We start from the raw sequence: 24,500 nt of genomic DNA on the forward strand, positions 1-24,500 counted from the left end.
TTTATACCGGAATTCCTTCAAGGTCAAAATCACCCGCATTCGTAATTTTAATATCAACGAATTGTCCTATTTGGACATAATGATTACGAGCATCTACAATAACATCATTATCTACATCGGGTGAGTCAAACTCTGTACGCCCAAAGAAATAATTACCTTCTTTTCTATCAAAAATACATTTATAGGTTCTTCCTATTTTTTCTTGATTCAATTCCCAAGATATTTGACTTTGAATCTCCATAATTTCGGCAACACGCTTTTCCTTTACTTCCTCTGGAACGTCATCTTCTAGCGTTGCTGCATGTGTATTTTCTTCATGTGAATATGCAAAAGCTCCTAAACGATCAAACCTTGTATCTATGACCCACTGTTTTAATTCGTTAAAAATTTCATCTGTCTCACCGGGATATCCTACAATCAATGTTGTTCTTATTGCCATATTTGGCACGGCTTCTCTAAATTGTTCTAAGAGTTTATTTGTTTTTTCGAATGTAGTACCTCTACGCATTGATTTCAGAAGTTGCGTATTGATATGCTGTAACGGAATATCTAAATAATTACAAACTTTAGGCTCATTCTTCATAACCTCTAAAACATCAAGTGGAAATCCGGTTGGAAAAGCATAATGTAAACGAATCCATTCAATTCCATCAATCTTGATCAATTCTTTTAAGAGATCTGCAAGGGCTCTTTTCTTATAAATATCAAGACCATAATACGTCAAATCTTGTGCAATAAGAATTAACTCCTTAATACCTTTTTCTGCTAATTTAGTGGCTTCAATTACAAGCTCTTCTATTGGAGTAGATTTATGTTTACCGCGCATTAACGGTATTGCACAAAACGAACAAGGCCTATCACAGCCTTCTGCAATTTTTAAATATGCATAATGTTTTGGAGTGGTAGTTAGGCGCTCTCCTAATAATTCATGTTTATAATCGGCTTCTAAAACTTTTAAAAGGTTGGGCAGATCATGTGTTCCAAAATATTGGTCTACATCCGGAATTTCATTTTCTAAATCTGGTTTATAGCGTTCACTTAAACAACCAGTAACGAATACTTTATCAACCTCACCTCTCTCTTTTTTATGGGCATAATGTAAAATGGTGTTTACTGATTCTTCTTTGGCTTTACCAATAAACCCGCAAGTATTAATAACCACTATATTTCCATCATCTTGCTCATCTTCATGTACAACTTCTTTACCATTGGCTTTAAGCTGCCCCATTAAAACTTCAGAATCATATATATTTTTTGAGCATCCTAAAGTAACTACATTGATTTTATTTTGCTTCGTTGACTTTGTTCGCATTTAATTAACATTTACATCAAGCGCACTATCTCCTAGAAAAAATTCGAGTATTAATGGCCCGAAAACAAAAATTGAAATAAGAAATATGGCCAAAATGATTAAAAGTGGTTTTGAAAATCTTCTTTTTATGATTGCACTTGAGGCTATTAAAGCTATAATCAAATAGAGTAAAGCTTTTGTATAAAATGCTTTAATAAAAAGGTTCGCTATCTCTTCAGAAAATTTAGGGTCTTCTGCCGATCTTAAATTAAATATTGGGATAATATTTAAAGCAACACCCGCAATTGAAAACAATACAACAATTGCATATAAGATCATTAAATTTCTCGTAGAATTCTCCATTATTTAAAGAAAGAATCTACAAATTCATGTTTATTAAACACTTGTAAATCATCGATACCTTCTCCAACACCGATATATTTTACTGGAATTTGAAATTGATCTGAAATACCTATAACAACGCCTCCTTTTGCTGTTCCATCCAATTTAGTTACTGCCAACGAAGTAACTTCGGTCGCTTTGGTAAACTGTTTAGCTTGTTCAAAAGCATTTTGACCAGTAGATCCGTCCAACACCAATAATACGTCATGTGGAGCATCAGCAACGGTCTTTTGCATTACACGCTTAATTTTAGACAATTCATTCATTAGGTTTACCTTATTATGCAAACGCCCAGCAGTATCAATAATTACCACATCTGCATCTTGATTTACTGCAGACTGTACCGTATCGAATGCTACAGAAGCTGGGTCCGAACCCATTTTTTGCTTTACTATGGGTACACCTACTCTATCTGCCCAAACTTGTAATTGATCAATAGCGGCAGCTCTAAATGTATCTCCTGCCCCCAATACAACTTTTAGTCCTTGGCGTTTAAATTGGGCGGCCAGTTTACCAATAGTAGTAGTCTTCCCTACTCCATTGACACCAACTACCATAATTATATAAGGTTTTTTATCTTTTGGAATGGAAAATTCGGTTGCCTCGCCAATATTAGTTTCCGAAAGTAGTCCTGCAATTTCATCGCGAAGAATCTGATTGAGCTCATCTGTACCAAGATACTTATCACGTGCTACACGTGCCTCAATTCTTTCAATAATCTTTAAAGTTGTAGCGACTCCAACATCTGAAGCTACTAATACCTCTTCCAGGTTATCTAAAACATCATCGTCAACCTTAGACTTACCGGCAACTGCCTTAGAAAGTTTAGAAAAGAAAGTTGTTTTACTTTTTTCTAAACCTTTATCTAAGGTTTCTTTCTTTTCTTTTGTAAATATATTTTTAAATAAACTCATTTTTAATTGATGTGTTTATAGACTTATCGTTATTTAGTTTAAAATTTATCAGAAACAATATAGTATTAGCTTATTTGAATCTTCTTAAAACCCATCTGTAAATATAAAAAAGAAAAGCTACTCTCAATAGAATGAAAGTAGCTTAATATATATGCTTTACAGCTATTTATTTCTTTAAAAAATCGTTTACTTTAGAAGGATCCATAATCGCTTCAACAAAAGTATAAGCACCTGTTTTTGGTGACTTAACCATTTTGATAGCTTTAGTTAATCTTTTAGAACCTGTCTGTAACGACGCTACTGCTTTCTTTGCCATGATTCAAAAATGTGTTATCTGAAATTATTTAATTTCTTTGTGAATTGTCATTTTTTTTAAAATAGGATTGAATTTCTTCAATTCCATTCTATCAGGAGTATTCTTTTTACTCTTGGTAGTAATATATCTAGAAGTACCTGGCATACCGCTATTCTTATGCTCTGTACATTCTAAAATAACCTGTATTCTGTTACCTTTCTTTGCCATTGTCTACTATTATTTTTTCAAAAAACCTTTTGCTCTTGCTTCTTTAATTACAGCAGAAATACCCTTTTTATTGATATTCTTTAAAGCAGAAGTAGAGATTTTTAACGTAATCCATTTATCTTCTTCAGGAATATAAAAACGTTTTTTTATTAAGTTCGCATCGAACTTACGTTTCGTTTTATTCATGGCATGAGAAACGTTATTCCCTACCATCGCTTTCTTCCCGGTTAACTCACAAACTCTTGACATTTCTTAACTGTTTTTATGGTTGTTCTAAAACGAGGTGCAAAAATAGAAAATTTTAAGAAACCCAGCAAACTATTTTAACTGTTTTTTAAAATTGACTTTTTTAGCAGTTCCAATGCTTTAACAGACGCCTTTTGAATCACCTTCTGTCGTGGAGGGCCAAATAAATAATCCTTTACATAAACCTCACTTGGTGAAGCAATTGCTATGTAAACCATCCCGACAGATTCATCAGTTTTATCTTTAGTTGGCCCAGCATTTCCTGTAACACCGATCGCGTAATCTGTTCCATAAACTTTTTGCATTCCTAAGGCCATTGCTTTAGCAACTTCAGCGCTCACCACCGAGTTTTTATCAATAATTTCCTGTGGAACATTTAAAAACTCCGTTTTCACACGTTCGTGATAGCTTGTTATAGATCCAATAAAATACTTTGAGGCTCCAGAGACCGAAGTAATCATTTTGGCAATAGCTCCTCCAGTACAACTCTCGGCAATTGATACTGTTTGATTCTTTTCTTTTAGCAAATTGCCCACTTTGGCTTCTAGACTTTCGCCTTCATCAAATCCTATCGCGATGTCACTAATCAACTCCATAAGCTTTGCTACTTCTTCGTTTAGAGTGTTCTGTACTAATTTTTCATCGTTCCCTTTAGCAGATAAACGCAAGCGTAGCTGTCCATAATTTGGTAAATAAGCCAGTTTAATGAAATGTGGTAAGTTATTTTCCCAATCTTCAATGCGCTCAGCAACCTTGCTTTCACCCATACCATAGGTAAGAATTGTTTTATGAATTATATATGGTAGATTAAATGATTCTTTTAACTTAGGCAATACCTTTCTTAACATCAAACCTTTCATTTCATTTGGAACACCTGGTAATGAAATAAAAATCTTTCCATTCTTCTCAAACCACATCCCAGAAGCGGTGCCTAAATAATTTTTTAAGATTGTAGCCTTTACTGGCAATAATGCCTGCTGCCTATTAAGTTCTGTAAACTCGTAGCCAATTTTTGCAAACATTTCTTTGATATGCGTTTCAATTTCTTCATTGATTTCAAGTGAAGAATCAAAATATTGAGACATAGTATGCTTGGTAACATCATCTTTTGTTGGACCTAAGCCCCCTGTAACAATTACAATATTAGCATTCGATTCGGCTTCAGATAAAGCCTTAAGAATATGCGATTTTTTATCTTGGATGGAAGTTATCTGAAAAACAGAAATACCAATTTTATTTAACTCTTGCGCAATCCATTGCGAGTTCGTGTCAGCAATTTGACCAATTAATATCTCGTCACCAATTGTTATAATTTCAACGTTCAAATCTTATCGTTTACATTAAGCCTGCAAAGGTATTAAATAGAAAATATTTTAGTAGTTTTAAATTCAATTCTTTAACCCAATAAAAATGAATCAATTAAAACAAATCAATATTTATATCATTACATTTTTTACATCTATAATGCTCATCTCTTGTGATCAGCAAAAAGAAGGTGTTAAAAACACTTCTGAAATACAAAAACAAGAGATTAAACCTGATTTCACCTTAACAAAAGATCAAACTCACAATAAATTTAGTAGTAAGATACCTCCTATTCTTAAGGTAAAATCGGGTGCCATAATAGAGGCTTTCACCGAAGATGCCAGTGATGAGCAAATTTCAATAGATTCAGATGTTTCAGTTTTAGATTCCTTAAAATTTGATCCGATACACCCACTAACAGGCCCTGTCTATGTAGAAAATGCAAAGCCTGGTGATGTATTAAAAGTAACCCTACATAAAATTGAAATGGGCGAATGGGGTTGGAATGCAATCTTTCCTGGGTTTAGTTTTGTCGCCGACTCCATTAAAGGCGCTTACCTAAAAACCTATAGCCTTGGTAAAGATAAAAAACACATCGATTTTAATGATCGCATGAAAATACCGTTAAATCCTTTTCCTGGAGTAATGGGTGTTGCTCCTGCTACCGGTGAGATGCTATCAACCATTCCACCCAGGGCAAATGGTGGCAATATGGATGATCCGAATCTCGTAGAAGGAACAACCATATACTTTCCTATTTTTGTAGAGGGTGCATTATTTTCTATTGGTGACGCACATGCAGTTCAAGGGCTTGGTGAAGTTTGTGGTACAGCTATTGAGGCACCCATGCGTTTTATTTATCAACTTGAGGTGATTAAAGACAAATCAATTAAAGAACCTCAATATGAAACCGACACCTACTATGCAACCACTGGTTTTGGCACAACTATAGATGAGGCAGCTAAAAAAGCAACATTATATATGATAGATTACCTTCAACGAGAACATAGCTTGACTGAGCATGAAGCCTATGCATTATGTTCTCTTGCAGGTGATTTAAAAATAGCTGAAACAGTAGATGTACCTCACATGTTAGTTACTATGCACATGTCTAAAGAGATTCTAGGCTCTAAATAAATCTGGTTTTTGTTAAATTTTTGAAAATCATTCAATATTAAATTACCTTTAGCATCCTTTAAATTTTAATCATGAAAAAAACGCTACTAACCTTACTATTTTTAATACCAACAATTGCTCTTAATTCGCAGTCGGATGCAGAAAAAACAAAAGAAACGATTTCAAAAAATGACATCGAAGGACATATTTATTTTTTAGCTTCCGATGAATTACGAGGAAGACAAACCGGAACACCAGAAATTGATATCGCTGCATCATATTTAGCCAATACCTTAAGAAGATATGGCGCAAAACCAGCTAATAATGGAAGTTACTATCAAGAAGTTGAATTACAAAATACTTCTGCCCCAACCAAACTCGGCATTAGATTAAATGATTTTTCGTCTAATAAACTGATGCAATTAAGAGGGCGCAACACTTTTTTTAATGGCCAAGCTATTTATCTTAATTATGGATTAGAGGATGACTACAAGGGAAAAGATGTAAAAGGGAAACTTGTTGTAGCAAAAGCCGGTACACCAGAAAGTTCAAATCCGCAAGCAGCATTTGGTGCTGGTACCACTAAAAGAGAACTTGCTAAAAAAAATGGAGCTACCGGTTTAATTGAATTAAGCGATGCAAATGATCAATTATGGGAACGTTTCGCCCATTTCTTCAATAATGATAAAATGGGCTTAGCCAATAATGATACCGAAAAATCAATTCACTTATGGTTGCAAGATACTGATGGAGCCATTCAAAATAAATTGGCAAATGATAAAAAAATAAATGCCAATTTAAATATAGAAGGAATTACCAAAACTCCGGTAAAGGCAAAGAATGTAGTGGGCATGGTTGAGGGTACAGACCCTAAATTAAAAGATCAATTTGTAATTTATTCTGCGCACTACGATCATGTTGGTGTTGGTAAACCGAATGCTCAAAAAGATTCAATTTTTAACGGCGCTCGAGATAATGCTGTTGGCGTAGTTACCGTTTTAAGTGCAGCAGAAAATATTGCAAAATACCCTACTAAGCGTTCTGCTTTATTTATATTATTTACTGCGGAAGAAAAAGGCCTATTAGGAAGTAAATGGTATGTAGAGCACCCGGTGGTACCACTTGATAAGATGGTTTACTGTTTTAACAGCGACAATGGTGGTTATAACGATACTGGCATTGCCACTATTATTGGTTTAGAAAGGACTACGGCTGACAAGCATATTAAAAAAGCAACAGAGACCTTTGGCTTAAAAGCAACAGATGATCCAGCTCCAGAGCAAGGCCTATTTGATCGTTCAGATAATGTGCACTTCGCCTCTAAAGGCGTGCCCGCTCCAACATTTAGTTTAGGGTTTACAGCTTTTGATGCGGAAATCGGAAAATATTATCACCAACAAGCAGATAATCCTGATAGTCTAGATTATGATTATCTTGAGAAATTCTTTCAATCATATGTATTGGCGTGTAGGCTAATTGCCAATGATCCCGAAATTCCATTCTGGAAGGAAGGTGATAAATATTATAATGCCGGCGTAAAATTATATAATAGGAAAGCCATTAAAAATTAGACTTTAACATCAAACTAAACAACTAATTCAAATATATTATGTACAAAATTCAACTTTTCATCCTCATCGGGGTGTTATCCCTTTTTGGAATAAACGCTCAAGATAAAAAGGATAAAAAATGGGATGTTTCCAATCCCGAAGGTGATTTTAATTTTAAGGAAATACTTCTTAATACTGATGAAGGCACTTGGATGAATTTAGATGTAAGCCCTAATGGAAAAGAAATTGTTTTTGATCTATTAGGTGATATCTATAAAATGCCTATTACAGGGGGAAAAGCAAAACTATTACGCGAAGGTCTTCCTTTTGAAGTTCAACCTCGATTTAGCCCCGATGGTTCAAAAATATTATTTACAAGTGACGCTGGCGGTGGTGATAATATCTGGATGATGAATACTGATGGCTCAGATGCAAAACAGATTACTAAAGAAAAATTTCGATTATTAAATAACGGTACTTGGGCGTCTGACGGTAATTATATTATTGCTCGTAAGCATTTCACTTCACAGCGTTCATTGGGTGCTGGTGAAATGTGGATATACCACATTACCGGAGGCGCAGGAACACAAATCACTAAGCGGAAAAATGATCAACAAGATGTTAATGAGCCGAATGCTTCTCTTGATGGTAAATATTTGTACTACAGTGAAGATGTATACCCAGGAGGATTCTTTCAATACAACAAAGATCCAAACAAGCAGATTTATGTAATTAAACGTTATAATTTTGAAAATGGTGAAACTGAAACTATTACTGGGGGGCCTGGAGGTGCAGCCAGACCACAAATATCTAGAGATGGTAAAAAATTAGCCTTTGTTAAACGAGTTAGAACCAAATCTGTATTGTTTATACATAACCTAGAAACTGGTGAAGAATGGCCCGTTTATGATAATTTAAATAAAGATCAACAAGAAGCTTGGGCGATTTTTGGCGTATATCCAGGATTTAGCTGGATGCCTAATAACGAAGAAATCGTTTTTTGGGCCGGCGGTAAAATCCATAAAATAGATATCAATACTCTCAAAATTGATACTATTCCATTTGAAGCTGAAGCAAAAATTAAAATCGCGGAAACAGTAGCTTTTGATTACCCCGTTTTTGAAGATGATTTTACAGCAAAAGTAATTCGTGGTACAGTTACCTCCCCTGATGAAAAATCTATTGTTTTTAATGCATTAGGATATTTATGGACGAAGAAACTTCCAAATGGAAAACCAAAAAGACTGACAAAAGGCACAGATTTTGAATCTGAACCTTGCTTTTCTTCAGATGGAAAATCTATCGTTTATGTTACTTGGAATGATGAGAGTTTAGGAGCAGTTTATAGAATTCCTGCCAAAGGAGGAACTCCTGTAAAGTTAACCTCTCAAAAAGGAATTTATAGAAATCCAAAATTCAATAATAGTGGCTCCAAAATCGCTTATGTAAAGCAAAATGGTAATGGAGACCAGGGAAGAACTTTTTCAAAAGAATCAGGTATTTATTTAATAAATTCTAACGGTTCAAACTCAAAGCGTTTAACAAAATCAGGTAATTATCCTTCATTCAGTAAAGACGATTCACGTGTTTTATATCAAACAGGCGGTTATCTCTTTGGTAACTTGACCAAGCAATTAAAAAGTGTTGATCTTAACGGGAAAGATGAGAAGACACATATAAAATCTAAGTATGCAAATCGATTGGTGCCTAGCCCTGATAATAAATGGATAGCGTTCAGTCATCTACACAAAGCTTATATCGCTCCATTATTATTAACTGGCAAATCCATAAATCTAGATAATAAAACAAAAGCTATTCCTGTATCACAAATTTCTAAAGATGCAGGTATTAATTTACACTGGTCTAAAGACAGTAAAAAAGTATATTGGACCTTAGGTGATGAATATTTCTCAAATAAAGTAACCGACAGATTTACTTTTTTGAATGGTTCACCCGATAGTATTCCTCCAGTTACCGAAAAAGGTCTTAAAATTGGTTTAACATCTAAAAGTGATAAGCCTAAAGGGCGTATTGTCTTTACAAATGCCAGAATCATTACAATGGAAGGTGATCAAATAATTGAAAATGGCACGATCGTTATCAATGAGAATAAAATTGAAGCCATCGGAAACACTGGAGAAGTTGCAATACCTAGTAATGCAAAAGTATATGACGTAGCGGGTAAAACAATTATGCCTGGTATCGTTGATGCACATGCACACGTAGGTGGGTTCCGATATGGCCTCTCAACACAAAAACATTGGCAATTCTATGCCAATCTTGCCTACGGGGTGACAACGGCGCATGACCCATCGGCTAATTCAGAATCTATTTTCGCCATGTCTGAACTCATAAAAAATGGAACTATGGTGGGCCCTCGCCTCTACTCTACCGGCGTGATTTTATACGGTGCAGATGGCGATTTTAAAGCTGTAGTAAATAGCTTAGACGATGCACGTTCTGCCATAAGAAGAACTAAAGCTTTCGGAGCAAAATCTGTTAAAAGTTATAACCAACCACGAAGAAATCAACGGCAACAGGTTTTACAAGCAGCTCGCGAAGAAGGAATTTTTGTAGTTCCTGAAGGAGGTTCTACTTTCTATCATAATATGAATATGATTATGGATGGTCATACCGGCATAGAACACAATATACCCATCGCTCCTGTTTATAAAGATGTAATTACTTTATGGAGCAATAGTAAAACGGGTTATACTCCTACATTAGTTGTTAATTATGCGGGTATGAGCGGCGAATATTATTGGTATCAAAAAGATAATATTTGGGAAAATGAAAAGCTCTTAAAATATACTCCAAGACGCGTTGTTGATGCCCGTTCTCGACATAGAACAATGGTGCCGATGGAAGAATATGAAAATGGACATATTCTTACCTCTAAAACTTGTAAGGCACTAACAGACGTTGGTGTAAAAGTAAACTTAGGTGCACATGGACAATTACAAGGATTAGGTGCACATTGGGAGTTATGGATGTTACAACAAGGAGGAATGACAAATCTAGAAGCTTTACGAGCGGCAACCCTAAATGGTGCTGAATATATTGGATTGGGTAAAGAAATCGGATCACTAAAGGCTGGCAAACTAGCAGATTTAATAGTGCTAGATAAAAACCCGTTAGATGATATTCTAAACACTGATAGTGTTAAATATACCATGGTTAACGGTAGGCTATATGATACGGAAACGATGAACGAAATTGGCAATACTGAAAAAAATAGAACTAAATTTTATTGGGAAAATAACAGGTATAATCAATCTTTTGAATGGCATGAAGATGCACAAAGCTTTACATTACCTGGTTGCGGGTGTGGTCTTGGTCATCGCGATTAAATAAGCACTCATGATTACTAAAATAGCACCACAATGGATTGTTGAAAATCTTAAAAATTCTATCAAATTTTATACTGAAAAATTAGGTTTTGAAGTTGATTGGATCAGCGAGAACAATCCCTTGTTTGCTATTTTAAGTCGTGACAATTTTTCACTTATGTTACGACAGTTAAAGAAGGGAAATCTTGTGCGACCCAATAAAATTCCTCTTATGGAAGCTGGGTGGCATACTAAAGGAGAGGAGGCCTGGGATATTTATGTGTGGGTCGATGATGCAGATGAGTTATACAATGAATTTAAAAAGAAAAACATCATATTTATTAAAGAAATTCAAAACACTGTATATGGCAATCGTGATTTCGAAATAGAAGATATAGACGGTTATGTTCTTTGTTTTGGTCATATACTTTAAATCAAAAAAATGATATTTAATACGCATGTTTTAAAAAGTCCAATAAAGAAGTATATAGAATCTATTTTTCATTTTAAAGGCTTTGTGCCAGATCATTCTATAGAACGTGTGGTGCCCACAGGGCATATCTTCTTGATTTTTGAACTTGATGGTTTTCTAAGAAATACTTTTGATAATGAGACTTTAAAACCCAACAAAGAATTCACCAAAGTTTGGGTTTCTGGAACACATAAAAATTACATTTCAATTTCGGCACACGAAAATTCAGAAATGTTTGTTGTCCAATTCAAACCCTATGGGGCTTATCCCTTTATTCATAAACCAATAGTGTTATTGAACGAAAAAATTCTTCCAGCCGAAGAAGTTTTTGGAAATGAAATTCTAAAACTTAGAGAGTCAATAGTGCAGAAAACCACATCAGAGGAAAAATTTATCGAAGCAGAAAATTGGCTACTCAATAAGTATGATGATCAAAAACAGCCTCCTGAAGAAATCATTGATGCCTTAGATAAATTAAGTACTGATTCGTCTGCCAATTACCAAAAGATTGTAGATAACTATCCTAACACTCAAAAACATCTAATAGATCAGTTTAAGAAATATGTTGGCCTAACACCTAAGTATTATCAGCGAATTCAACGTTTTAATGAAATTCTTCAAAAGATCTATCAGAAAGAAAAAATTTCCTGGGCTCAAATAGCTTATCAAAGCGGATTTTCAGACCAATCACATTTTATCAAAGAATTTAACCATTTTTCGGGTTTTAATCCGCAAGAATTTATTTCTAATGATTTCCACCAAGAAGGCGAAAAGAACTTTTTCCCTGTTGATAAGCAAGGTTAATTTTTTACTATACAAAACACCTAACTGTTGTTAAACTTGCAGAAACTAAACCACATTTATCATGGATTTAACAACAGCTTTTTCAAACATTAATTGGCTATCTGTATTAATAGCCGCTATTTCTGCATTTCTATTAGGAGGTATTTGGTATGGGCCGTTATTCGGAAAGCTCTGGATGACCGAATTTGGTTTTAATGAAGAAAACTTAAAGCAACGAAACATCCCTAAAACTTTTGGTATTTCATTAATATTAGCATTTATTGCCGCCTTTATTTTAGATCTCTTTATTGGTGCGAAAGCAGATATTACTTTTGGCGTATTAGCAGGGTTCTTTGCTGGTTTTGGGTGGGTAGCGACCATGCTTGGTATTTTATATCTCTTTGAAATGAAATCATTAAAAGCGTTTCTAGTAAATGCGGGATACTGCACTGTAGCACTAACTTTAATGGGGCTTATTTTAGGAGCTTGGTAAAACTTAAAATAGTTGTAACAAATAGCTCAGAAATGAAACTAATAAATAGAACTATAAATTTCAAATAACAATGACAAAAACAACTCTTTTTAATAGTTCGTTTGTAGTTTTCGTAATACCAATATTATTTATCGTAAGTTGTATTGCTTTGATACATATTCCAGCTTTTAAAGCCAATCAAAGCACCTTGTCTTTCGCTGTAACTATAGACCTTTTATTATCTACACCTCTTATTTACTATCTACTCATTAGAAAAAGAAAGATACCCAAAACTACGGTTGTTCTTGTTTTTATTCTTGGAATAGTTGTAGGATCAATGATAATCCCCAAAGAAAATCAACAATTATTAGAACTGGCAAAAACTTGGATATTACCCTTGGTAGAATTAGGAGTACTATCTTATGTTGGGTATAAAGTTTATAGAACAATTCAGTTATTTAACCAAACAAAAAAAAATTCTACAGATTTTTTTATTGTTGCAAAAGAAGTATGTAATGAAATAGCACCTAAGAAAATAGCAATGCTTTTGACCACAGAAATAGCAGTTATTTATTACACCTTTTTTAATTGGAAAAAGAGAAAATTAGGCAATAACGAGTTTTCCTATCATAAAAATACTGGGAGCATAACACTTTTAATGAGTATTGTTTTTATTATTGGTATTGAAACTGTTGTAGTGCACATACTTCTTGCTAAGTGGAATACAATTGTAGCATGGATCATTACAGGGGTTAGTATTTATACCATGCTTCAGATAATCGCCATTATAAAGTCGATTCCAAAAAGACCAATTCGTATTGAAAAAAATAAATTATATTTAAAATACGGCATCCTTAATGAAACCATCATTAATGTTAAAGATATTGAATCTGCCACCATAACAACTAAAGAAGTTAAAACAGATAAAAAAATTAAAAAGCTATCTCCTTTTTCACATATGGAAGGACATAATATTAGTATTAAACTTAAAAAAGAAAACATCCTTAACGGATTCTACGGTTCACAAAAAAGATATACTACTATTTTAGCACAGATAGATGACGTTAAAAACTTTAAAAACAAATTAGATTCACTTTTAAATCAAAAAAATGGATAAAGCATTGCAAACAATGATCAGTAACATGCCAGAAAAAACGGGTAAATCATTAGAAGAATGGATTAAAATTTTAAAGACCAAAAATTTTGCTAAACATGGTGAATCAGTAAAGTTTTTAAAAACCGAACATGGTGTTACCCATGGTTTTGCCAATACAATTGTAACCTTATCAAAACAAAGTAACGATACACCAGATGATCTCGTTACGAATCAATACCAAGGAAAGGAAGCGCTAATACCAATCTATAATAAACTAGTTGAAGAAATAATGAAATTTGGTAATGACGTTACTAAAACTCCTAAAAAAGGAAGTGTAAGTTTAATTAGAAAACGACAGTTTGCCTTAATTAAACCGGCAACCAAAACGCGCATTGACCTTGGGTTAAAATTAAAAGATAAACCCACTCAAGGCAGATTGGGTGATTCAGGTCCGTTTGGCACCATGTGCACACATAGAGTTCAATTAACTTCAATGGAAGAAATTGATGCGGAAGTTTTAGGCTGGATTAAGGAAGCTTATAACAAATCTGTTTAAGTTAATCTCTTAGTTTTCCATTAAAAACACTTGCTTTAGAGTTAAAAGGATTTCCAGAAGCTCTGCGCATTAAAACTACTTGTCCTGTATGCCAAATTGCGTCTGCTATAGGACCGTTAATATTATTCCAAAAAGGATATTCTGACTCTCCAAACTTACTCTTGAAAATAAGTTTAAAATCAGATAAATCTTTTTGACCTCTTAAGATGTCTGCAGCTTTTTTAAGATTAAATAAGGTTTTCTTTCTTTTCTCTTCGAAAGTCAATTCTTCTTTTATAGGTTTAGTTCTATCATTTATAGTTTTGGTAGCCGCGTTAATAACAACATTCGATAAACCATATAAATGATCTATAGTTTCTTTACACGCTCTACCGCTTTCACTTGGTTTATAGTCTAGGTCTTCCTGTCTTAAACCTTCAGTGGCCCAATAGTATCTAAACCCCAATCCATCGATCATTCTTGCAGCTACAGATCCAGCAGTATAGGTTTCAGGATAATCTGGTATTTGATAATAAGGTAACTCATCTTGAGCATTTAAATTAACAGTCATAAACAAAGCAATTAAAAAAGTAATAGAATATTTCATTATTTAAAATTTGGTAGTGTTAAAGATACTATCAAAATATTAACTTTACTGTTAAATAATTTTTAATGAATTTAGAAAAACCTGAATTATATTTTACAACTGATGTTGATTGGTATGATTGGCTCTTAAAAAACCATGATAAATCTGGTGGTATTTACCTCATCCTTTACAAGCTAGAAACAAATATTCCTACGATGCGTTGGGAGCAAGCCGTAAAAGTAGCTTTATGTTTTGGATGGATAGATTCAACGGTTAAAAGTTTGGGAGACGGAAAACGTAGACAATACTTTTGCCCAAGAAAGCCCAAAAGTGTATGGAGTGCTCTTAATAAAAAGTATATAAAAGAACTATTAGCAAATAACAGGATCCATGAAAGCGGCCTAACTAAAATTGAGGTGGCAAAAAAAGATGGCTCTTGGTTTGCTCTTGATGATGTAGAAAACTTAATTATTCCTAAAGACTTGCAAATAGCATTCGACGAACATCGTCGAGCTTTTGAAAATTATCAGAATTTTTCAAGAAGTTATAGAAAAGGCTATTTATACTGGCTTCATCAGGCCAAAAGGCAAGAAACACGACAAAAGCGCATCGACAAGATTATTGAATTATGCAGACAGAATATAAAATCTAAATAATTCATTAAATGATAAATACCTTTGTTAAAATCTACTTTAAGCCCCAAATTATTTCTATATTTGTGTGATTCCTTATCCCTACAGGCAATCAAAACTAAATAGTATGAAAAAACAGCTCATTAGAATATTAGCTCTATTCTTTTGTATGGCTTCTGCGTATGCACAAGATAGAGTATTAAAAGCGGACTCTGCAGTTATTACAAAAAATACTGTAACAGTTAATGGCAAACTTATTCCTTATACCGCTACCGCCGGCACTCAACCTGTTTGGGACAAAGACGGTAAGGTAATTGCCTCATTGTTCTACACTTATTACAAAAGATCAGGAATAAAGAATGATGCTGCTAGACCATTAATTATTTCATTTAATGGAGGTCCTGGATCGGCATCAGTTTGGATGCATGTTGCTTATACAGGACCCAGAGTTTTAAAAATTGATGATGAAGGATATCCGGTTCAACCTTATGGCGTAAAAGAAAATCATTATTCAATTATTGATGTTGCCGATATTGTTTACGTAAACCCTGTCAATACCGGATATTCACGTATGTACAAAGATGAAAAAGGAAAATATCCAGATAGAAAACAATTCTTTGGCATCAATGCTGATATTAAATATCTGGCAGAATGGATCACCACCTTTGTTTCTCGAAACAACAGATGGCAATCACCAAAATATATAATTGGAGAAAGCTATGGCGGTACGCGTGTAATGGGGTTAGCCGGTGAATTGCAAAACAATCAATGGATGTATCTTAACGGGGTAATTATGGTCTCTCCTGCAGACTATAAAGTATTTGAGTCTGATGTGCCCGTTTCAACCGGTATTGATTTCCCCTATATGACTGCCGCTGCATGGCATCATAAAATGCTTTCTTCAGAACTCCAAAACAAAGACCTTTTAGAGATTTTGCCAGAATCAGAAAACTTTGCTGTTAATGAACTCGTGCCGGCATTGGCTAAAGGTGGTTTTATAAGTGATGATGAACGTAAAGCAATAGCGAAAAAAATGGCATATTATTCAGGATTAAGTGAGAAAGCCATTCTACAAAGTAACTTAGATGTAACTCCTCGTTTTTTCTGGAAAGAATTACTACGTGATAAAACCGGACAAACTTTAGGAAGGCTCGATTCTCGTTATTTAGGGATTGATAAATCTGAAACCGGAAAATCACCTGATTATAGTGCTGAATTAACGTCTTGGTTACATTCGTTTACCCCTGCTATCAATTATTATATAAGAGAGGTTTTGAATTATAAAACAGATATAAAGTACAATATGTTTGGGCCTGTTAGGCCTTGGGATAGAACAAATAATAATGTTAGAGAAACGCTTCGACAAGCTATGGCTCAAAACCCATATTTAAATGTATTGACACAATCTGGTTATTATGATGGAGCAACCACTTACTTTAGTGCTAAATATAGCATGTGGCAGATTGACCCAAGTGGTAAAATGAAAGATAGGTTTGACTTTAAAGGATATCGAAGCGGACATATGATGTATTTACGTAAAGAAGATCTTGAAAAAGCAAATAATGACCTAAGAGCATTTATTAAAAAAACACTTCCTAAAAATGGAGTTCCAGCTAAATATTAGCGCTTTAGTATATGAAAAAGATATTAACAATATTAACTATATTAATTTCCAGCCTAGGTTTTTCACAGCAGGCTACAGAAGTGTACCTATTTGATTTTGTGGTCAATGATAGCCTGAAAACTTATACACTAGAAAATCCCATAAATATTTCTGAGAACGAAGGTGTTTATGATAATCAACCTTCTTTTTTATTAGATGGTACGGGTGTGCTATTTGCCTCTACAAGAAATGATCAAACAGATATTGCACTATATGATTTAGAAAATAAGTCTAAATCATGGCTTACCAATACTTTAGGTAGCGAGTATTCTCCAATACAATCTCCACTCACAAAGTATTTTACAGCCATTAAATTAGATGACGATGAGACACAATTATTGTGGTTATATCGCTTTAATAGAAAAAAACCCAAAGTATTAATTGAAAACTTAAAAGTAGGTTATCACGCCTGGTTAAATAAAAAAATGGTTGTTTCTTTCGTTTTAAATGATCCTCCTACCTTAGAAGTATCTAATCTTAAGTACCAGATTAAATATCCTATTGAAAAAAATATTGGAAGGTCCATTCATATTATTCCTAATACACAACTGGTTAGTTATATTAGTCATGAACATGAAGATCATGAAATCTATTCTATAGATCCTTTAAATAGTCAGAAAGAATATATAGTTGATGCCATAAAAGGCTCACAAGATATGGCGTGGACACCTGACGGTACTATTTTAATGGGAAAAGGCAATAAGCTCTATAAATTCAAACCGAAAGAAGATAAAGATTGGGTGGAAATTGCTTCATTGGAAGCATTTGGCATTGAAGGAATTACACGCCTTGCAGTTAGCCCTTTAGGTAACAAATTAGCTATTGTAGTAGATGAAAAAAATGGGGAAAGTGCCAACCAAGAAGATTAGTCTATTCTTAATTTTAGTGGTTCTTGCAATATTTTCATGTAGCCCTAAAGTTTTTAAGACGAAGTGGGTTAAAAAACAAGCTCCAGAAGTTTTTACAGCACGTTTCGAAACTACCAAAGGCACCTTTGATATTGAGGCTCGCAGAGAATGGTCTCCAAAGGCAGTCGATAGATTATACCAACTCATTTCGAGTGAATTTTACACCAACATTGCATTGTTTAGAGTTGTACCCAATTTTGTTGCCCAATTCGGTATACACAACGATTCCATTCTTAATAATTCTTGGAAAAATTACAAAGTACCTGATGAGCCAGTAATAGAAAAGAACTTAGAAGGAGCTATTTCTTTTGCTAGATCTGGAAAAGAAAGTCGAACAACACAACTTTTCATTAATCTTAAAAGTAACTCGCCTCGCTTAGATACAATATTCTATAATGATGTTAAGGGTTTTCCGGTTGTTGCTAAAGTTACTAAGGGCATGAATGTTATTAAATCATTTTATGATAAATATGCTGGAAAACCTTCAACTCGTCAAGATTCTATTCAAAAATATGGCAATAGTTATTTGACGAAAAAATTCCCAGAATTAGACTACATACGCAAAGCCTATATATTAAAATAGTCTTTTCTTTTTATCGATAGCTTATACTTGATCTTAATAGATTTTTTATAACTTTATAAGCTATGATCGAATTTTTTCTTAACGATAGACTCATAAAAACCGAAGAAAATTCGGGAATTACATTACTAGATTTCATACGGTATCATAAACATTTAAAAGGCACCAAAATTGGATGTCGGGAAGGCGATTGTGGTGCTTGTACTGTATTAGTTGGTGAGCTGCAAGAAGACAAATCTATTGCCTATCAAAGTATAACCTCATGTATTTCGCCATTAGGCAACGCAAATGGCAAACATATTGTAACTATTGAAGGGATAAATTTGGAAAATGAATTGAACGTGGCGCAAAAAGCTATGGCTGACAATTACGCTACCCAATGTGGATTTTGCACTCCTGGTTTTGTAATGTCTTTAACTTGTTTTGCTCTTAATAAAAGATCTCAAAATTATTTTGATGGCCTCAATGCAATCAGTGGAAATATTTGTAGATGTACTGGTTATAAATCTATTGAAAGAGCCGTAAAAGAGGTTACGAATTCCATAGATGAACGAGACTCAAAGAATACATTAATATGGCTAATAGATAATGGTTTTTTACCTAGTTACTTTGCGAACATCCCAAAAAAACTGATTCAACTTAAAAAGAAGACCATGGGTAAGTCTGGACAAAATTTTGTTGGAGGTGGTACCGACTTATATGTTCAAAAAGCTGATGAGCTTTCAGAGAAGAAGATACATCTATTAGCCGATAGTCATGATATTAGAGGAATATCATTTTATAAAGACACCTGTGCAATGGGTGCTTCAACCACCGTTACCGACATAATGAATAACAATTCTATGTCTGTCTATATACCTGATATCAAACAGTATTTAAAACTGGTTTCCTCCGAACCCATTCGTAATATGGCTACCCTAGCCGGGAATTTTGTAAATGCTTCTCCTATTGGCGATATGACGATTCTTTTTTTAGCTTTAGACAGCAAGATCACTATCAAAACAAACTCAGGTAAATTAAGAAGTGTTTGCCTAAAAGATTTTTACAAATCTTATAAAGTCTATGACTTAAAGAAAGGAGAAGTAATCACAAATATTTCGTTCAATGTTCCAAAGCCCGAACACAAATTCAACTTTGAAAAAGTAAGTAAGCGTACGCATTTAGACATTGCAAGTGTTAATGCTGCTATTTGTATTAAAACTAAAAAAGGTCTCATTGAAGAGGTACATTTATCTATTGGTGGTGTAGCTCCTATTCCAAAATATTTGCATAAAACAGTTGATTATTTACAAGGAAAAGAACTCATCTTAGATACAATTCAACAGGCAAATGAAATAATGCAGGATGAAATCTCACCTATTAGCGATGTTCGGGGGTCTAGTGATTATAAACGATTATTAGCCCAACAATTATTTTTTGCGCATTTCACAAAACTATACCCTAAAAAGTTTAACCTAAAAAAATTGGTTGATGCCTAAGTCGGTTAAAAATATAGATTCATTCGGTCACGTAAGAGGAGAGTCCTTGTTTGTTGATGACCTAAGCATGCAGCAAAACACCCTACATGGTGTAATTTTTGACTCACCAAAAGCGCATGGAAAAATTATTAATACTGATTATTCTAAAGCTCGAGAATTAGAAGGTGTGATTCGTATTTTTACACACCTTGATATTCCAGGAGAAAACCAAATAGGTGGTATTATAGCAGATGAGCCTTTGTTTGCCACAAAAGAAGTTCATTTTATGGGGCAGCCGATCGCATTTATCGTTGCAACATCTGAATTCATTGCTAGAAAAGCTCGCTCGTTAATTACAATAGAAATTGATGAATTACCTGTTATTACAGGTGCTAAAGATGCGATTGCCAAAGGAAAATTAATTAATAACCCTAGAACATTTAAGCTAGGAAATACTAAAAACGCTTTCACAAAATGCGATTATACTTTTGAGGGAGAAGTATTTTCTAATGGTCAAGAACATTTATACTTAGAAACCCAAGGTGCTTATGCCGTTCCTCTTGAAAATGGAAATATAAAAATCACCTCCTCTACGCAAGGGCCTACAGCAGTTCAAAAGACCATAGCCAAGGTTTTAGGCATTGGAATGCATAAAATAGAAATTGATGTTATAAGATTAGGTGGTGGATTTGGCGGTAAAGAAGATCAAGCTACTCCTTGGGCGGTAATGGCCGGCCTGGCAACTTATCATTTAAAGAGCTCTGTGAAATTTGTTTTAAATAGACATGATGACCTTAGAATGACGGGCAAAAGACATCCTTATGAGAGTGATTTTAAAATTGGTCTTAATAAAGATCTAAAGATCGTTGCCTTTGAAGCCGATTTTTATCAAAATGCAGGCGCGGCCGCAGATCTTTCTCCTGCCGTAGCAGAAAGAACTTTATTTCACGCCACCAACGCATATTTTGTTCCGAATGTAAAAGCCTCGGTGTACAGTTGTAAAACCAATCTTCCACCTAATACCGCTTTTAGAGGATTTGGAGGGCCACAGGGCATGTTCGTAATAGAAGCTGCAATTGCAAAGGCGGCAAATGAAATAGGTGTAACAGCAAAAGAAGTTCAAGAGGCAAACTTGGTTCAAGAAAATGATGAATTCTCTTTTGGGCAGATAATGACTCAAACAGAAGCCAAAAACTCTTGGGAAACCGCTTTAAGAAAATTTGACTACAATAGGCTAAAAAAAGAAGTTGACAATTTTAACAGCAAGAACTTTGATTATAAAAAAGGTATTGCCTTAATGCCAATCTGTTTTGGAATTTCTTTCACCAATACACCAATGAATAATGCACGCGCATTAGTACATGTATACCAAGATGGCAGTGTTGGGGTAAGTACAGGGGCGGTTGAAATGGGTCAAGGCGTAAATACCAAAATGTTACAAATTGCAGCACAATCATTTGGCATTTCTCATAGCAAAGTTAAGCTAGAAACCACAAATACTACACGGGTTGCCAATACATCACCTAGTGCCGCTAGCTCAACAGCCGACCTTAACGGAAAAGCTTTATTAAAAGCCTGTAATGCAATTATTGCAAGAATAAAAACGGTTGCCGCCAATGAACTTAAAGTAAATGAAGAAGAGCTGTCCTTAAAAAAAGAATATGTTTATCTAAATGGAAAAAAATCATCAGTTTCATGGAATGATTTAATTGCTAAGGCTATGTTAGCTAGAGTGTCGCTCTCAGAAAAAGCACATTATGCCACTCCTACTATTCATTTTGATAAAACAAAAGAGAAAGGGCACCCATTTGCATACCATGTTTATGGCACAGCAATAATTACTACTACCATAGATTGTACAAGAGGTATTTATACCATCGATACTATTAAAATAGCGCATGACTATGGTAAAAGTATGAGCGAAGGTATTGATTTAGGCCAGGTAGAAGGGGCATTGGCACAGGGAATTGGTTGGATGACCATGGAAGAAATAGATTATGATAAAAATGGCCGATTAAGATCTAATGCATTATCAACCTATAAAGTTCCTGATGTTTTTTCCATCGCAGAAGATATAGAAATTATTCCCATCGATACAAATGGGCACGAACATGCCATATTAAAATCTAAAGCTGTTGGAGAACCACCGTTAATGTATGGTATTGGTGTTTATTTCGCGTTGCAAAATGCTATCAAAGCTTTTAATGATAATTATGAGCTGGCATTCCATTCACCGATGACACCTGAAAAAGTTCTCATGGGCTTATATCAAAAGCAAAAAAGTTAATGAGTGAGTTTTTACTCTATAGCAAACGCTGTTGGATTGACTCTCAATTACGAGAAGCCACATTACATATAAAAAATGGTAAAATACAAACCGTTTATAATGGTAAATACCTTATCGATCAAATTCATTATTATGATTTTGAAGGCTCCGTGGTAATGCCAGGTTTGATAGATGCACATGTGCATATTAATGAGCCCGGAAGAACCCATTGGGAAGGTTTTGATTCAGCAACCAAATCAGCAGCTTTAGGTGGTGTAACTACCTTGATAGAAATGCCGTTAAATTCAGATCCTGTTACCACAAACTCAGATGCTTTTGAGCAAAAAAAACTAGCAACTAAAGGTAAATTACATGTACACTGCGGTTTTTATGGCGGCGTTATTCCAGGCAATGAAAATGACATAGATTCACTTATAAATAAAGGCGTTTTCGGAATTAAGGGATTTCTAACTCATTCTGGAATTGATGATTTTCCGAATGTAACAAAGCGCGATTTAGAGAAAATCGCGCCAATTCTTAAAAAATATAATATTCCTTTATTATTACATTGTGAATTAGGGGAGAAAAAAAACATTCCGCAGGCGTCAAAGAATCCAAAAAGCTATAACGCATATTTAGCATCTAGACCCACGGAATGGGAATTAAATGCACTTAAACTAACGCTTGATTTACAAGAAAAGTATAACATAAAAACGCATATAGTTCACCTCTCTTCTGCAAGTGGTTTAAAATCAATAAATAAGCGAAAAAAAAAGACCAAAAAAATTACAGTTGAAACCTGTCCGCACTACCTCTTCTTTGATGCTGAAAAAATACCTGATGGACAGCCAATTTATAAATGTGCACCTCCAATTAGAGAAAAAGAAAATAATGATCAATTATGGAATGCTCTACTCAATAACGAATTTGATTTTTTAGCTTCTGATCACTCGCCTGCTCCACCGGAAATGAAAGAATTAAAAAGCGGTAACTTATTTAAAGCCTGGGGTGGTATTTCAGGACTACAATTTACCTTGCCTGTGGTTTGGACCGCTGGTCAACATAAAAAATTAAGTATGGAAACTTTGATTCCATTACTCACCTCAAATCCTGCTAAGTTTCTAGGCTTAGCTCATATAAAGGGACAATTAAAGGAAGGATACGACGCTGATATTGCTGTTTGGAATGAAAATGAAGAATTTATTGTTACAGAAAATATCATTGCTCACAGACATAAAAACACTCCATACTTAAATCTAAAACTAAAAGGCAAAATAATTCATACCTTTGTTAGAGGGAGTCATGTAGTTCAGCATGGTAAATTAAAGGAGTTAAATGCAGGCAAGTTATTGTTAAAAACCTAAAACCTTTAATTGTGAAGCATGAATTATTAAAATATACAGATCTGGCATCAGAAAAAATTGGCGGACAGGTAGTCTATGCCACCGATGATTTTTTTGCCGAAAAAGAGAATCTTATCAAACCCGAACAGGCCATTTTTATTGAAGGGAAATATACCGATAGAGGAAAATGGATGGATGGATGGGAATCTCGCAGAAAAAGAGATAAGGGCCATGATTGGGCCGTAGTAAAACTTGGTGCCGAAGGTAAGATAAAAGGTTTTGACATAGACACCAGTCATTTTTTAGGAAATCATCCACCCTTCGCCTCGGTTGATGCACTTTATTTTGATGGTGACGTTGAAGACTGGCAATTAGCCAATTATTTAGAATGGGATGAAATTTTGGAAAAATCTCCCTTAGAACCCGGTAGTCAACATTTTTTTGAGGTAGATACCGGTAAGATCTATAATCATGTTAGATTACATATCTATCCAGATGGTGGCGTAGCTAGATTTCGTGTCTATGGAGAAGTACATAAAGATTGGGCAAGAATAAAAGATGATGAACAGCTAGACTTAGTTTTAGCTAATAATTGCGGTAAGGCACTGAATTGTAACGATATGTTTTTTAGCGCTATGGAAAATCTCCTTAATCCTGGAAAAGGAAAAAATATGGGAGATGGCTGGGAAACAAAACGCAATAGAACACCAGATAATGAAGATTGGGTTATTATTAAGTTAGGGCACAAAGGGTTTGTAGAAAAAATTATTGTTGACACCTATCATTTTAAAGGTAATCACCCTGAAAGTTGTGCCATAGATTATTGTATTTCTGAAAACGATGATGACGTAATAAATAATAAAGTCAATTGGCAAGAATTAATGCCCAAAAAAGGATTAAAACCTCATAGAGAAAATCCGTTCTCTGATAAAGATATTAGAGATCATGAGGCTATAACGCATGTGAAATTAAAAATATACCCAGATGGCGGTGTAAGCAGATTACGCTTACTAGGAAACATAAAAAAATAA

24 protein-coding genes are annotated in these 24,500 nt (G+C 34.4%); 16 read left to right on the top strand and 8 right to left on the bottom strand.

Translation table 11 applies throughout. The annotated features are described in order from the left end of the window. Position 1 precedes the first annotated feature (1 nt). The 7 genes from rimO to AC1EUU_RS06805 form a co-directional block, all read right to left on the bottom strand. Positions 2-1,312, bottom strand: a complete 1,311-nt coding sequence (gene rimO / locus AC1EUU_RS06775) for a 30S ribosomal protein S12 methylthiotransferase RimO (protein WP_480200629.1) — start codon at positions 1,310-1,312, stop codon at positions 2-4. Then, entirely contained in the window at positions 1,313-1,654 is a 342-nt protein-coding gene (locus tag AC1EUU_RS06780; protein ID WP_480200630.1) for a hypothetical protein, read from the bottom strand. It abuts the gene before it with no gap. Further along, the gene (ftsY, locus tag AC1EUU_RS06785; RefSeq protein WP_480200631.1) at positions 1,654-2,607 is read right to left on the bottom strand and encodes a signal recognition particle-docking protein FtsY; all 954 of its coding nucleotides are present in this window, start codon (positions 2,605-2,607) and stop codon (positions 1,654-1,656) included. The genes AC1EUU_RS06780 and ftsY overlap by 1 nt, the downstream gene beginning before the upstream one ends. A gap of 166 nt (positions 2,608-2,773) precedes the next feature. Further along, on the bottom strand, positions 2,774-2,923 hold the full coding sequence (locus tag AC1EUU_RS06790) for a DUF4295 domain-containing protein (protein WP_480198155.1): 150 nt from the start codon (positions 2,921-2,923) through the stop codon (positions 2,774-2,776). A 24-nt stretch (positions 2,924-2,947) separates the two neighbouring features. Further along, the gene (rpmG, locus tag AC1EUU_RS06795) at positions 2,948-3,130 is read right to left on the bottom strand and encodes a 50S ribosomal protein L33 (protein ID WP_480200632.1); all 183 of its coding nucleotides are present in this window, start codon (positions 3,128-3,130) and stop codon (positions 2,948-2,950) included. A 9-nt stretch (positions 3,131-3,139) separates the two neighbouring features. Continuing rightward, positions 3,140-3,379, bottom strand: a complete 240-nt coding sequence (rpmB, locus tag AC1EUU_RS06800) for a 50S ribosomal protein L28 (RefSeq protein WP_480200633.1) — start codon at positions 3,377-3,379, stop codon at positions 3,140-3,142. Between the two features lie 74 nt (positions 3,380-3,453). Beyond that, positions 3,454-4,701, bottom strand: a complete 1,248-nt coding sequence (locus tag AC1EUU_RS06805; RefSeq protein ID WP_480200634.1) for a competence/damage-inducible protein A — start codon at positions 4,699-4,701, stop codon at positions 3,454-3,456. Between the two features lie 85 nt (positions 4,702-4,786). Here AC1EUU_RS06805 and AC1EUU_RS06810 point away from each other — a divergent pair, with 85 nt between their 5' ends. From AC1EUU_RS06810 to AC1EUU_RS06845, 8 genes are all read left to right on the top strand, one after another. Further along, positions 4,787-5,818: an acetamidase/formamidase family protein gene (locus AC1EUU_RS06810; RefSeq protein WP_480200635.1), complete on the top strand. Its 1,032-nt coding sequence runs from the start codon at positions 4,787-4,789 to the stop codon at positions 5,816-5,818. Between the two features lie 71 nt (positions 5,819-5,889). Further along, on the top strand, positions 5,890-7,368 hold the full coding sequence (locus AC1EUU_RS06815; protein ID WP_480200636.1) for a M28 family peptidase: 1,479 nt from the start codon (positions 5,890-5,892) through the stop codon (positions 7,366-7,368). Between the two features lie 38 nt (positions 7,369-7,406). Further along, positions 7,407-10,697, top strand: coding sequence for an amidohydrolase family protein (locus AC1EUU_RS06820; RefSeq protein ID WP_480200637.1), 3,291 nt, complete (start codon positions 7,407-7,409; stop codon positions 10,695-10,697). A 10-nt stretch (positions 10,698-10,707) separates the two neighbouring features. Further along, complete coding sequence (locus AC1EUU_RS06825; RefSeq protein ID WP_480200638.1) at positions 10,708-11,109, top strand: VOC family protein; 402 nt, start codon at positions 10,708-10,710, stop codon at positions 11,107-11,109. 9 nt (positions 11,110-11,118) lie between these two features. Then, entirely contained in the window at positions 11,119-11,952 is an 834-nt protein-coding gene (locus AC1EUU_RS06830; RefSeq protein ID WP_480200639.1) for a helix-turn-helix domain-containing protein, read from the top strand. A 61-nt stretch (positions 11,953-12,013) separates the two neighbouring features. Then, positions 12,014-12,424, top strand: a complete 411-nt coding sequence (locus AC1EUU_RS06835; protein WP_480200640.1) for a DUF1761 domain-containing protein — start codon at positions 12,014-12,016, stop codon at positions 12,422-12,424. Between the two features lie 70 nt (positions 12,425-12,494). Beyond that, entirely contained in the window at positions 12,495-13,520 is a 1,026-nt protein-coding gene (locus AC1EUU_RS06840; RefSeq protein ID WP_480200641.1) for a hypothetical protein, read from the top strand. Then, positions 13,513-14,055 carry a DUF5655 domain-containing protein gene (locus tag AC1EUU_RS06845; RefSeq protein WP_480200642.1) on the top strand — a complete coding sequence of 181 codons (543 nt, stop codon included), beginning with the start codon at positions 13,513-13,515 and terminating at the stop codon, positions 14,053-14,055. The genes AC1EUU_RS06840 and AC1EUU_RS06845 overlap by 8 nt, the downstream gene beginning before the upstream one ends. Before the next feature lies 1 nt (position 14,056). On the opposite strand, the gene AC1EUU_RS06850 is transcribed toward AC1EUU_RS06845, so the two are convergent. After that, on the bottom strand, positions 14,057-14,641 hold the full coding sequence (locus AC1EUU_RS06850) for a hypothetical protein (RefSeq protein ID WP_480200643.1): 585 nt from the start codon (positions 14,639-14,641) through the stop codon (positions 14,057-14,059). A gap of 65 nt (positions 14,642-14,706) precedes the next feature. Here AC1EUU_RS06850 and AC1EUU_RS06855 point away from each other — a divergent pair, with 65 nt between their 5' ends. The 8 genes from AC1EUU_RS06855 (at position 14,707) to alc (ending at position 24,500) form a co-directional block, all read left to right on the top strand. After that, positions 14,707-15,276, top strand: coding sequence for a YdeI/OmpD-associated family protein (locus AC1EUU_RS06855; protein WP_480200644.1), 570 nt, complete (start codon positions 14,707-14,709; stop codon positions 15,274-15,276). Between the two features lie 103 nt (positions 15,277-15,379). Next, positions 15,380-16,876, top strand: coding sequence for a S10 family peptidase (locus AC1EUU_RS06860; protein WP_480200645.1), 1,497 nt, complete (start codon positions 15,380-15,382; stop codon positions 16,874-16,876). 11 nt (positions 16,877-16,887) lie between these two features. Further along, entirely contained in the window at positions 16,888-17,784 is an 897-nt protein-coding gene (locus tag AC1EUU_RS06865; protein WP_480200646.1) for a TolB-like translocation protein, read from the top strand. Further along, on the top strand, positions 17,765-18,406 hold the full coding sequence (locus AC1EUU_RS06870) for a peptidylprolyl isomerase (RefSeq protein WP_480200647.1): 642 nt from the start codon (positions 17,765-17,767) through the stop codon (positions 18,404-18,406). Before AC1EUU_RS06865 ends, AC1EUU_RS06870 begins: the two co-directional genes overlap by 20 nt. Before the next feature lie 62 nt (positions 18,407-18,468). Continuing rightward, positions 18,469-19,881: an FAD binding domain-containing protein gene (locus AC1EUU_RS06875; RefSeq protein WP_480200648.1), complete on the top strand. Its 1,413-nt coding sequence runs from the start codon at positions 18,469-18,471 to the stop codon at positions 19,879-19,881. Continuing rightward, positions 19,874-22,147, top strand: a complete 2,274-nt coding sequence (locus tag AC1EUU_RS06880; protein ID WP_480200649.1) for a xanthine dehydrogenase molybdopterin binding subunit — start codon at positions 19,874-19,876, stop codon at positions 22,145-22,147. The genes AC1EUU_RS06875 and AC1EUU_RS06880 overlap by 8 nt, the downstream gene beginning before the upstream one ends. Beyond that, complete coding sequence (gene allB / locus AC1EUU_RS06885) at positions 22,147-23,490, top strand: allantoinase AllB (protein ID WP_480200650.1); 1,344 nt, start codon at positions 22,147-22,149, stop codon at positions 23,488-23,490. Before AC1EUU_RS06880 ends, allB begins: the two co-directional genes overlap by 1 nt. 11 nt (positions 23,491-23,501) lie before the next feature. After that, on the top strand, positions 23,502-24,500 hold the full coding sequence (gene alc, locus AC1EUU_RS06890) for an allantoicase (RefSeq protein ID WP_480200651.1): 999 nt from the start codon (positions 23,502-23,504) through the stop codon (positions 24,498-24,500).

Source organism: Maritimimonas sp. 2205BS37-2, assembly GCF_056591755.1.